The sequence below is a fragment of the Devosia sp. FJ2-5-3 genome, assembly GCF_029201545.1.
Classification (GTDB): Bacteria; Pseudomonadota; Alphaproteobacteria; order Rhizobiales; family Devosiaceae; genus Devosia.
Genome location: NZ_CP104007.1, coordinates 2,753,506 through 2,765,598, shown reverse-complemented (window position 1 = coordinate 2,765,598; position 12,093 = coordinate 2,753,506). Strand labels below are relative to the sequence as shown.

10 protein-coding genes are annotated in these 12,093 nt (G+C 60.9%); 5 read left to right on the top strand and 5 right to left on the bottom strand.

Annotated elements, in window-relative coordinates; translation table 11 throughout:
* Positions 1-217: 217 nt before the first annotated feature.
* From N0P34_RS13425 to N0P34_RS13405, 5 genes are all read left to right on the top strand, one after another.
* Entirely contained in the window at positions 218-1,234 is a 1,017-nt protein-coding gene (locus N0P34_RS13425; RefSeq protein ID WP_275603735.1) for an amino acid ABC transporter substrate-binding protein, read from the top strand.
* Positions 1,235-1,423: 189 nt separating this feature from the next.
* Positions 1,424-2,959 (top strand): ABC transporter permease subunit, encoded by a 1,536-nt coding sequence (locus N0P34_RS13420; RefSeq protein WP_275603734.1) that lies wholly within the window; start codon positions 1,424-1,426, stop codon positions 2,957-2,959.
* A 9-nt stretch (positions 2,960-2,968) separates the two neighbouring features.
* The gene (locus tag N0P34_RS13415; RefSeq protein ID WP_275603733.1) at positions 2,969-4,105 is read left to right on the top strand and encodes an amino acid ABC transporter permease; all 1,137 of its coding nucleotides are present in this window, start codon (positions 2,969-2,971) and stop codon (positions 4,103-4,105) included.
* A 4-nt stretch (positions 4,106-4,109) separates the two neighbouring features.
* Positions 4,110-4,907 carry an amino acid ABC transporter ATP-binding protein gene (locus tag N0P34_RS13410; protein WP_275603732.1) on the top strand — a complete coding sequence of 266 codons (798 nt, stop codon included), beginning with the start codon at positions 4,110-4,112 and terminating at the stop codon, positions 4,905-4,907.
* Between the two features lie 99 nt (positions 4,908-5,006).
* A complete protein-coding gene (locus N0P34_RS13405) occupies positions 5,007-6,029 on the top strand; it encodes a transporter substrate-binding domain-containing protein (protein WP_275603731.1) in 1,023 nt (340 codons plus the stop codon).
* 94 nt (positions 6,030-6,123) lie between these two features.
* On the opposite strand, the gene cls is transcribed toward N0P34_RS13405, so the two are convergent.
* The 5 genes from cls to N0P34_RS13380 all read right to left on the bottom strand — a co-directional run bounded on the left by cls (position 6,124) and on the right by N0P34_RS13380 (position 12,023).
* Entirely contained in the window at positions 6,124-7,575 is a 1,452-nt protein-coding gene (cls, locus tag N0P34_RS13400) for a cardiolipin synthase (RefSeq protein ID WP_275603730.1), read from the bottom strand.
* A 99-nt stretch (positions 7,576-7,674) separates the two neighbouring features.
* On the bottom strand, positions 7,675-8,721 hold the full coding sequence (locus tag N0P34_RS13395; RefSeq protein WP_275603729.1) for a cysteine synthase A: 1,047 nt from the start codon (positions 8,719-8,721) through the stop codon (positions 7,675-7,677).
* Positions 8,722-8,864: 143 nt separating this feature from the next.
* The gene (locus N0P34_RS13390) at positions 8,865-10,286 is read right to left on the bottom strand and encodes a deoxyribodipyrimidine photo-lyase (protein ID WP_275603728.1); all 1,422 of its coding nucleotides are present in this window, start codon (positions 10,284-10,286) and stop codon (positions 8,865-8,867) included.
* Positions 10,287-10,347: 61 nt separating this feature from the next.
* The gene (locus N0P34_RS13385) at positions 10,348-10,800 is read right to left on the bottom strand and encodes an SRPBCC domain-containing protein (protein ID WP_275603727.1); all 453 of its coding nucleotides are present in this window, start codon (positions 10,798-10,800) and stop codon (positions 10,348-10,350) included.
* The gene (locus N0P34_RS13380; protein WP_275603726.1) at positions 10,797-12,023 is read right to left on the bottom strand and encodes an MFS transporter; all 1,227 of its coding nucleotides are present in this window, start codon (positions 12,021-12,023) and stop codon (positions 10,797-10,799) included. The genes N0P34_RS13385 and N0P34_RS13380 overlap by 4 nt, the downstream gene beginning before the upstream one ends.
* Positions 12,024-12,093: the final 70 nt, after the last annotated feature.

Genomic DNA, 12,093 nt, shown 5'->3' with positions numbered 1-12,093 from the left:
TGCTCAAATTCAGATCACAATTTCACTCTGGCGAAAAAAGAGACAGAGTGCTTGTCTCAATTCATCATCTGCCCTTGACGTTACGGTCAAGAGACGATTGCATGCTTAACAGCATCGCAACTGTCATACAAAGGATGGTGGTGCTACTCGGACAGTCGTTGGGCAAACAGCGGCATGTTGTTCGGGCACTGAGGGTCAGGGAACAAAGGTAACTAATATGCAGAAAAAGCTTGCAACACTCGCAGTATCCGCCGCGATCAGCCTTATGGCTGTCGCAGCTCATGCCGCGACGCTGGAAGACGTCAAGGCAAAGGGTTACGTGCAGTGCGGCGTGACCGGGGGTGTACCCGGTTTTTCCGCGCCGGATGCCAATAACAATTGGTCCGGCCTGGAAGTAGACTTCTGCCGCGCTGTCGCGGCAGCTATTTTCGATGACGCAGACAAGGTCCGCTACACGCCCCTGACGTCACAGGAGCGCTTCGCTGCACTGTCCGCAGGCGAAATCGACATTCTGTCGCGCACGACCACCTGGACCATGAGCCGCGATACCGACCTCGGCATCACCTTTGTCGGCACGATGTATTATGACGGCCAGGGCTTCATGGTTCGCGAAGCTGACGGTATCGCGTCGGCCACCGATCTTTCGGGCGCCGCCATCTGCATCGAATCCGGCACCACCACCGAACTGAACGCTGCCGACTATTTCGAAGCCAACGGCATGGAATACTCCCCGGTCGTGTTCACCGACCAGGACGAAGTCGTGAAGGCATTCGAAGACGGCCGTTGCGACGTCTACACCACCGACGCCTCCGCCCTTGCTGCCGAACGCTCCAAGTTCGCCGTGCCGGATGACTACATCATTCTGCCGGAAATCATTTCCAAGGAGCCGCTTGGCCCCGTCGTTCGCCAGGGCGATCCAGTCTGGTTCAGCATTGCACGCTGGACCTATTTCGCACTGCTCGAAGCTGAAGAGCAGGGCGTGACGCAGGCCAATGTCGACGAAATGCTCGGTTCGGACAATCCGTCGGTCAAGCGTCTGCTGGGTGTTGAAGGTGATTTCGGTACGCCGCTCGGCCTGACTGCAGACTGGGCTTACCGCATCATCAAGCACATCGGCAATTACGGCGAATCCTATGATCGCCATGTCGGCCCCAACACCGAGATTGGCCTGGCTCGCGGCCTGAACGCCCTGTGGACCGATGGCGGTCTGCAGTACGCAATGCCGATCCGCTAAGGCGAAACAGTGCTGGCGCCCATTGATCGGGCGCCAGTTCGTTTAGGCGCATGCATGAAATGAGCGACCTCATCATCCAACGGAATTTTCGCGTCCCTCCTGCCTGAGGCAGGCCGAGGGTGGCCGGCTGTTCCGCATTTTGATGTCGTCGTGACGCGTATGCGGCCCTAAAAAGGGGACTTTTCGCCAATGGCCGTCCAAGACAATCTCGCGGCCCCGCCGCGAACTGCGTTCTACAACGATCCTGTCATTCGCGGCATTCTGTACCAGGTTCTGGTCGCCGCGGCCGTGATCGTTTTTTTCGTCTGGATCATCATGAACACCGCTGCCAATTTGGCAGCGCAAAACAAGTCGACCGGGTTCGACTTCCTGTTCCAGACATCGGGTTTCGGCATCAGCTTCTCGCTGATCCCGTTTGACCGATCATCCTATTACTGGGAAGCCTTCCTGGTTGGTCTGCTCAATACTCTATTGGTTGCGGCCATCGGTATCGTCTTCGCCACCATGCTGGGCTTTGTCCTGGGCGTGGCAAGACTGTCGTCGAACTGGCTGATCGCGCGTTTCGCCACCGTCTACATCGAGATCATCCGCAACGTGCCGCTGCTGCTGCAGCTGTTCTTCTGGTATTTCGCGGTGCTCAAGGCCATGCCGGCGGTGCGGGAATCCTTCGAGCTGCCTCTCGGCGTCTTCGTCAACCAGCGCGGCATCGTGGTTCCACGGCCCATGCCGGATGCAGAGATCACCTGGGTGGTCGTGGCGGCCGTGCTCTCTATTATCGCGGCAATTGCTCTTGTCCGGTGGTCAGTCGGTGTGCGCGCCCAGACCGGACACTATCCACCATTCGTCAAGCTGGGGTCGCGCATCGCCGCCCTCGTTGTCACGTTCCTCTTCGGGTATTTGGCGTTTTCGCTGCTCGGCAGCGTGGTTCCCGCGCTGGGAACGAATTCCCTGCTGCCATTGGTCGGCGCAGCAGCGCTCGCTGCGCTCAGCCTCACCACCATGGGTGTCTATGGGCGTGCGTTCATCGGCTTTGCCATTGCCTGGGCGATCGGGCGCTTTGCGCTCGGTGGCATGTTCGGCTTCATGTCCGAACTGGCCATCGCCGCGGTCTCGGGCCTCCTCGCCCTGGCCTATGGCTGGACCTTGCTTGGTGCGGACCGTCGGCCCGCAGCGCGGGACAGCAAATTCCCTCTCGCCCTGCCGGTGCTGCTCATCATCGCCGTGCCGGCCCTGATCTACTGGGTCACCGGGGCCTCGCTCGCCTTCGAAATGCCGCTGCTCGAGCGGTTCAATTTCCGGGGTGGGTTGCAGCTCGTCCCCGAAATGGTGGCCCTCGTCATGGGGCTCACCATCTACACGGCCGCCTTCATTGCCGAAAACGTGCGCAGCGGCATCCAGGCCGTCAACAAGGGCCAGACCGAGGCTGCGGCCTCGCTGGGCCTGCGCGAAGGCGATCGCCTACGCCTCGTGGTCATCCCACAGGCCATGCGGGTCATCATCCCGCCGCTCACCAGCCAGTATCTCAACTTGACCAAGAACTCCTCGCTCGGGGCGGCAATCGGCTATCCCGAACTGGTCAACGTCTTCATGGGCACCACGCTCAACCAGACAGGCAAAGCCATCGAGGTCATCGCCATCACCATGGCGGTCTACCTCACCCTGTCGTTGAGCACATCGGCCTTCATGAACTGGTACAATGCGCGCGTTGCGCTGGTCGAACGGTAGGAGCAGCCAATGACAAGCATGTTTGTCCGCAGTCAAATGGTTGCCCCTCAGCCGGCCCCGGTCAACAATGCCGGACCGATCGCTTGGCTCAGGCGCAATCTCTTCTCCACACCAGGAAATGCCCTGCTGTCCGTCGTGGCGGTCATTGTCCTGCTCTGGGCCATTCCGCCCATCTATGGTTTCGTGATGCCCACCTTTCTTGGCGGACATGCGGTGCCACCGGGCGGCACGGTCGAGGATTGTCGCGCCTTGGGGGCAGGGGCATGCTGGGCCTATATCGAAGCCCGCATGAGCTTTTTCATCTATGGCTTCTATCCGCCGTCCGAATATTGGCGCCCCAATCTGGTGTTCCTGTTCGGTGCCCTGCTGATTGCGCCGCTGCTGATCCCCAGCGTCCCGTTCAAGCGGCTCAACGCCATCCTGTTCTTCGTCGTTTATCCAATTGTCTGCTTCTTCCTGCTCAATGGCGGCGCATTCGGCCTTCGGTCCGTGCCCACCGAGCAATGGGGCGGCCTGCTCGTCACCCTGGTCATTTCCCTCGTGGGCATTATCTGCTCGATACCGCTCGGGATTCTTCTGGCACTGGGACGGCAATCGAAACTGCCGATCATCAAGACGCTCTGCGTCATGTTCATTGAGCTCTGGCGGGCGGTGCCACTGATCACGGTCCTGTTCATGGCCTCGATCATGCTGCCGCTGTTCATGCCTCAGGGTACGACGGTCGACAAATTGCTGCGTGCCCTGGTCGGCGTCACGCTGTTCTCCTCGGCCTATCTGGCCGAAGTGGTTCGCGGCGGCCTGCAGGCGCTGCCGCGCGGGCAATATGAGGCGGCATCGGCGCTCGGGCTGAGCTATTGGAAATCCATGGGGCTGATCATCCTGCCCCAAGCCATCAAGCACGTCATCCCGGGCATCGTGAACAGCTTCATTGCCCTGTTCAAGGACACCTCTCTCGTCTCCATCGTAGGCATTTTCGATCTGCTCAACACGGTGCAGGCGGCCAGTTCGGACATCAACTGGGCGTCCCCGACACAGGCCATAACCGGCTATCTATTCGCCGCCATGGTTTTCTGGATTTTCTGCTTTGCCATGTCGCGCTATTCCATCTTCATGGAGCGGCGCCTGGACACTGGCCACAAGAGGTAACGCGATGAGCGACATCACCACCGGCGCAGATCGCGCCATCGACACCAGCAACATGACCGTGTCCGACACGGACGTCGCCATCGATGTTATCGGCATGCACAAATGGTATGGCGATTTCCACGTGCTGCGCGACATCGACCTGAAAGTGATGCGGGGCGAGCGGATCGTCATTGCCGGGCCGTCCGGGTCCGGCAAGTCGACCCTGATCCGCTGCATCAACCGGCTAGAAGAGCATCAGCAGGGCAAGATCATCGTCAATGGCACCGAGCTTACCGCCGACCTCAAGCGCATCGATGAAGTGCGCCGGGAGGTGGGCATGGTGTTCCAGCACTTTAATCTCTTCCCACACCTGACGATTTTGCAAAACCTTACCCTCGCGCCCATCTGGGTGCGCGGCACCCCAAAGGCCGAGGCGGAAGATTCGGCCATGCACTATCTGGAGCGGGTGAAAATTCCCGAGCAGGCCAATAAATTCCCGGGCCAGCTGTCCGGCGGCCAGCAGCAGCGCGTCGCCATTGCGCGCTCACTCTGCATGCAGCCAAAGATCATGCTGTTCGACGAGCCGACCTCAGCCCTCGACCCGGAAATGGTCAAGGAAGTGCTCGAAGTGATGATCAGCCTGGCCGAAGATGGCATGACCATGCTCTGCGTGACCCACGAAATGGGCTTTGCCCGCCAAGTGGCCAATCGCGTGATCTTCATGGATCAGGGGCAGATCATCGAGCAGAACGATCCGGATAATTTCTTCTCCAACCCGCAGCACGAGCGCACCAAGCTCTTCCTCAGCCAGATCCTGCACTGAGTCTTTGCTGCACAAACTCCTGGGGTCAGGCGAGCGAGCCGCTTGACCCCTCCCTCCCGCCTGCCAATATGCCAAGCTGTTGCAAAAGAAGTTGGCGTCGTGAGACATTTTTTAGAGCAATTGCTATGCGCGCTGACGGTGTTTGCCGGTTTGGCGAGCACTCCCGCCGCCGCACAGACGCTCGATACCGTGCGCGAACGTGGTTTCCTTATCTGTGGCTCGAGCAATCCGCTTGCCGGCTTCGCGCAGCAGGATGCCGATGGACGCTGGTCGGGATTCGATGTCGATCTGTGCCGCGCCCTGGCGGCCGGCATATTCGGCAATCCCGATCTCATCGAGTTCCGCTCCTATCGTGGAGAGGCCCGATTTGCGCCGCTCCAGACGGAAACGGTCGACGTGCTGATGCGCAATGGCGCCTGGACGGCGGGCCGCGATACCCGGTTTGGCGCGCGTTATGTCGCCACGAGCTTCTTCGATGGCCAGGCGTTTCTGGTGCCGCAATCTCTCGGCGTCGTTTCGGCCTATGAGCTGGATAATGTCAGCATCTGCGTTGCCGACAGTTTTGGAGAACTGAAGGCGCTCGACGATTTCTTCTTTGCCAACCAGACCAGCTTCGAAGAAGTGGTCTATGAAGAGGTCGCCGATCTGGCTGTTGCCTATCGCGCCGGGCTCTGCCAGGTCGTATCCGCGCCGGGCCGCCAGCTGCAGGCCATCCGCCGCGACCTTCCCGATCCGCCCCAGCATCGCGTCCTGCCAGAGCGCATTTCCAAGGAAATGCTCGGTCCTGTCGTCCGGCAGGGCGACGACCAGTGGTTCAATATCGTTCGCTGGACCATTTTCGCCCTGATCAATGCCGAGGAAGTGGGCGTCACCAGCCTCAATATCGAGTCGCTTTCGGCTGCGCGCACTGCGGCAGTCCGCCGCCTGCTTGGCGTGGAGGGCGATTTCGGCGCGCCATTGGGCCTCAAACGCTCCTTCATGAGCGATGCCATTCGCGCGGTCGGCAATTATGGCGAACTCTATGACCGCCATTTCGGGTCGCAGACCGGCGCCGCCATGCTGAGGGGCCAAAACGCTCTCTGGAGCAATGGGGGGCTGCTCTACGCCCCGCCGATCCGCTAGAGCGCTTCGAGGAAATGTGGGCACCACGACAAAACACGGACTTAGCGTGACGTCGTCGCGTCAACTAGGCGGTGAAATGCTCTCGGCGAACGCCTTACAGGAGCGGTGACAGGAGCCGGGCCGCCTGGGTGAGAAAATACAGCGTCATCGGTCTGGTCTCGAGCTCCGACGAGCTGACCTCGCGGCAGGATTTGAAGTCCTCGAGCAGCATCGCCTCGACGGCGTCGACGGTCTTGCGATCGGCGAACCACAGCGTGATCTCGAAATTGATCGCGAATGAGCGATTGTCGAAATTGACGCTTCCCACCGTGGCGATCTCATCGTCCATCAGCACCACTTTCTGGTGCAGGAACCCGTCCGTATAGCGGTAGACCGAGATACCATGCTCCACCATGCCGTCAGCATGGGCCATGCTTGCCAGCCAAACCAGGGCGTGGTCGGGGTTGTCGGGCAGCATGATCCGCACATCCACCCCGCGCAATCTCGCCGCGAACAGCGCCGTCCGGATGTCCGTGTCAGGCACGAAATAGGGGCTCACGATCCATAGGCGCTCGCGCGCCCGTCCGATCAGGTCGACATAGGCAATGGCGCATTCCTCGAGCTTGTCGGCGGGGCCACTGCCCATGACCAGCACGGATTGATCGCCCGGGGTCTCAAGCTCCTTGGGCGGGTTGGCCGGCAGTCTTTCGCCGGTGGCCCATTCCCAGTCCTCGCGGAAGAGCAGCGCACACCCCAGAGCCGCCGGGCCGGAAACGCGCACATGGGTGTCGCGCCAATGGCCATAGCGTGGATCCTTGCCCAGATATTCGATGCCCACATTGTGCCCACCGACCCAGGCGTGTTTGCCATCGGCCACGACGATCTTGCGATGATTGCGGTAGTTCATCCGCGTCGGCCCATAGACCCGCAGGAATTTGTGGCGCTGGTTGAAGCCGGCGACCTTGATCCCGGCGTCGCGCAACTGCGTCCGGAAGCGCTTGGGCATGCCGGTACTGCCGATATCATCATAGAGCAGACGAACCTGCACACCCTGTCGCGCCTTGGCGATCAGCCGCTCTGCCAGTTGCTGGCCCAGTTCGTCGTCGCGAACGATATAGAACTGAACGAGGAGATATTCCTGTGCCGCCTCGATCCCTTCGAAGATCGAGTCGAAGGTCGCCTTGCCATCGATGAGTAGTTCAACATCGTTGCCATGCAGGAATGGCAGCTCGGAAACCTGCGCCTGGACCGGCCATTTATCCGTGGTTTCACGGTCAATCAGCGCCAGATCCTTGGCGCGCAACGGCCTGTCCGCGCGTCCGTTCTTGATCCGGTCGGTGGCATAGTCGTCAAAAAACTTCCAGCCGAAGATCATGTAAAGAAAAACGGTGGGGAAGGGCAGCAGCGCCAGCGACAACAGCCAGGCGATCGATCCCTGGGAGGTTCGCGAATTCAGGATTTCGCGAACCGCGCAAATGAAAGCGAGAAGATAAATGGCCGCCATGAGCGCGGCCAACAAATGCAGATCTGCAACGATGGCGCGCAGGATATCGTCTATGCCGAACAACTTGCCCCCTTGCGCATCAGGCGCGCACTCTACCACCTCGAGAGCGCGCCGCAATCCTAAGCCTAAATGGGGATAGGCCGACTGTGATGGAAGGGCGCGCTACTCGGAGACGATCACGCTGGAAATGTCGATCGGCGTTCTTTGTTCCATCCAGGGCGGAACAGGAAGATTGCGTTCCCGCAGGAAGGCCGGGTTGAAAAGCTTGCTGGCATAGCGATTGCCATAGTCGCAGAGGATGGTGACGATGGTCTTGCCCGGACCGAGATCACGCGCCATCCGCACCGCCCCGGCGATATTGATCGCGCTCGAACCGCCGAGGCACAGCCCCTCATGTTCGAGAAGGTCGAAAATGTAGGGCAGGGCTTCGGCGTCGGAAATCTGGTAGGGGTTGTCGATCGTCAGGCCTTCGAGATTGGCCGTAATCCTGCCCTGGCCGATACCCTCGGTGATCGAATTGCCGCTCGAGGCCAGCGCACCATTGGCGTAGAAATTGTAGAGCGCCGCGCCTTCTGGGTCGGCCAGGCCGATCTTGACGTCAGCGCTGCGCGCGCGCAGGGCCTCGGCAACGCCGGCAAGGGTGCCACCCGAACCCACGGCGCAGATGAAGCCATCGATGCGGCCATTGGTCTGCTGCCAGATTTCCGGCCCGGTGGTTTCCACATGTGCGCGCTTGTTCGACACATTGTCGAACTGGTTGGCCCAGACTGCGCCATTGGGGAGCTCCCGGTTGAGCTTCTCCGCCAGCCGCCCGGAAATCTTGATGTAATTATTGGGATCCTTGTAGGGCTTGGCCGGAACTTCGATCAGCTCTGCCCCATAGAGCCGCAGCGCGTCCTTCTTTTCCTGGCTCTGCGTCTCGGGAATGACGATCACCGATTTGAAGCCGAGCGAATTGGCGACCAGGGTCAGCCCAATGCCGGTATTGCCGGCTGTCCCCTCGACGATTGTGCCGCCAGGCTTCAAGGCCCCGGACTTGACCGCATCGTGGATGATGAACAGCGCCGCGCGATCCTTCACCGACTGGCCGGGGTTCAAGAACTCCGCCTTACCCCAGATATCGCAACCGGTTAGCGCCGAGACACGATTGAGCCGAATGAGCGGCGTATTGCCGATGGCGGAGATAAGGTCGTCGTGCTTGCTGGCCATGTCAGATCTTTATTTGTGCTGTGCGGCAGTTTTACGGGCGGTGCCGAGGCTGAACAAGCCTCAAACGTCTCTAACAGCACGACATTCCGGTTCGTTCCACCTTGGGAGCAGGCAGCCATCGTCCTTTCGTGCAACCGGCAAATTCATTCCCCCAATCGGGCGAACCCATCCAGCGCCCTTTGCCGGGACAAGCCGAGGTCGACCACGGGCAGGGGATATGTCTTGCCCAGCAAAACCCCCGCCTCGGACAGCACTGCCGATGGGGCGGCGAAAGGCTTCTGCACCCATTTGTCCGGCAAGCGGGAAAGCTCCGGCACCCATTTACGAACGTAGTTGCCCGTCGCGTCGAACTTTTCCCCCTGCGTCACCGGGTTGAAAATACGGAAATAGGGGGCAGCATCGAGCCCGCTGCCGGCGACCCACTGCCAGCTCGCCGCATTGTTGGCGATGTCCGCATCGACCAGACAATCCCAGAACCAGGCTTCGCCCAGCCGCCAGTCGATTTGCAGGTTCTTGGTCAGGAGCGACGCCACCAGCATGCGGACACGGTTGTGCATGTAGCCCGTTTCCCACATCTCGCGCATGCCCGCATCGATGATCGGAAAGCCCGTCTGTCCGCGCTGCCAGCGTTCGAGATCCCCGGGAGCCATCCGCCATGTCAGCGCGCCGAATCTTTGCTGCATCGGCACCTGCGCGATGTCCTCGCGATGATAAAGCTGGCTGTAGCTGAAGTCCCGCCAGGCGAGTTCGGAGAGAAATTTGTCGATTCCTCCAGCAAGGTCCGGCTGCATGTCCGCCTTGAGCCGCGACGAATGCCAGATCTGGCGGGCGCTGATTTCGCCGAAGCGCAGATGGGGTGAAAGGCGAGACGTGCCGTCCCTGGCCGGAATATCGCGCGCCTCGGGATAGTCCGCCACCATCTCGTCGAGAAACTCCGCGAGGCGCTGCCCTGCGGCGTCTTCGCCGATATCCCAATGGGCGTGGAGCTTTCCCGCCCAGTGCGGTTCGGTGTATTCCCGGTCCGCGCCTTCGGCGGAAATCACCTTGCCCATGGCATGGGGTGCGGGCAACGGCGGCGCGACAGGAACATCCCGCAGCGTCTTCCAGAACGGGGTGAAGACGGAATATGGCTTGCCCTGGCCATTCTTTATCGACCACGGTTCTGCCAGCAAATTGCCGGTGTGGGAGAGAGCCTCCACCCCACGGTCTCGCAAGTCAGCCTTGATGGCGCTGTCAATTTCGCGCTCTGCCGGGCCGTAGCGTCGGTTCCAGTGCACCTGGTCCGCGCCGAGTTCCGCAAGGGTAGCCCGAAGGACTTCGCCGGCCAGGCCCTCACGGACGATCAGCCGGATGCCGAGGCCGGCAAGGGTCTCCTCAAATCGCTCAAGGCTCTGGTGCAGCCACCACCGCGCCGCTCCGCCGATTGGGCGGAGGCCGGTATCCGTTTCGTGGATATAGAGGGCTGTGACTGTTTCCGCCGAGCGGGTGGCGGCCAGAAGGGCCGGATTGTCGGCCACGCGCAGATCATTGCGCAGCCAGACAAGGGCGGTACGGGAATTGGACACAGGCGGCTCTCCGGTGGCGCCATGCTATACGCATTGTCGCGCCATCCGGTTCACCTTGGTGCTATTCCATCAATTCGGCCAGTTGCTCGAGCGCCGCGCTCCAGGCTTCCATCGAAAAGATGCGCGTCTGCGCATCCGCATGGGGCAGGCCGCGCTCGACCAGCGTCACCGCCGTATTGTCGTCGTCGATGGCTTTGAACGTGACCTCGATGACGAAGAGGAATTCCGTGTCGTCCTCCTCGTCACGATGCATCCAGCTCATCACCAGCTTTTCGTCTTCGACGAATTTCAGGATTTCCCCGGTCACCTCGTGGTCGGCCTCGTCGTCTTCCTCGCCATAGGTGACGAAGCGATATTGGCCGCCCTCGAAGCCGTCGAATTCGGCTTCGTCCACCTGCCATTGTTCGATCAGGGCAGGGTCGGTCCATGCAGCAAAGACATCGCTGATATTGCCGCCAATGGTGCGCGTCAGCGTGATCTGGCTGTCACTGTCGATCTGGGTGGGGTCGCTCATGCCAGTTTCTCCCGGCTTTCAGGATGAAGTTCGGCTGTCCGAGGCAGCAGGATGGTGAGGAATCCCAGCGCTGGCAAGAAGGCGCAGATCTGGAATACCGCCACGATGCCGATCCAGTCGGCCAGCGCGCCCATGGCGGCGGCGCCGAGCGCACCCACGCCAAAGGCGAAACCGAAGACGAAGCCTGCAATCATGCCGACCTTTCCGGGCACCAGTTCCTGGGCATAGACCACCATGGCCGAAAATGCGGAGGAGAGGATCAGCCCGGTCATCACGCTCATCGTCGCCGTCCAGAAGAGGTCGAGATAGGGCATGAGGAGGGTAAAGGGCAGGGAGCCCAGGATCGACACCCAGATCACCGCCAGGCGCCCATAGCGGTCGCCGACAGGCCCGCCAATGAAAGTGCCGGCCGCAACCGCGCCGAGGAACAGGAAGAGATAGAGTTGCGCGTCCTGCGCCGAGAGATCGAATTTCTCGATCAGGAAGAAGGAGTAATAGCTCTTGAGCGTCTCGATATAGATGAACTTGCTGAGCAGCAGGGCCCCGATCACGGCGAAGGCGACGATCAGCCGGTCGCGCGACAAAGCGGGCTTGCGTGGCGCGACGGCAGGGCGAGAGGAAATCTGGCGCTGGTGCTCGGCATACCACCGGCCTACATAGCTCAGCAGCGCAACACCGGCGAACCCTGCGAGCACGAACCATAGCGTCGTGAACTGCCCCAGCGGCAGGAGGATCAGCGCCGCAGCCAGCGGTCCGAATGCCGTGCCGAGATTGCCGCCGACCTGGAACAGCGATTGGGCGAAGCCCAGCTTTCCGCCTGAGGCGAGGCGCGCAAGTCGCGATGCTTCCGGGTGGAAAAGCGCCGAACCGATTCCCAGCACTACGGCGGCCACCATGAGCAGCGCAAAGCCATTGGCCGTTGCCAGCGCCACCACGCCGACGCTGACGATCGCGAGCGACAGCGGAAGCCACAAAGGCTTTGGCTTGAGGTCGCCCTGCAACCCGAATAGGGGCTGAAGAATGCAGGCGGTGATCTGCTGACCCAGCGTCAACAGACCAATCTGCAGATAATTGAGATCATAGGTCTCTTTGAGCAGCGGATAGAGCGCCGGCAGCAGGAATTGCAGCAGGTCATTGAGCAGATGCGCGCCGCTCACCGCGAAGATGATGCCCAAGGCTGTGGTCTGCCCCGACGCGGTCGCGGGCCCGGTATTCGCACTCATGTCAGAATTGTCCGTGGAGGAATGGCCCCTCCTAACCCGGCTTGCCAACAAGGGCAATCGCCGCCGCACC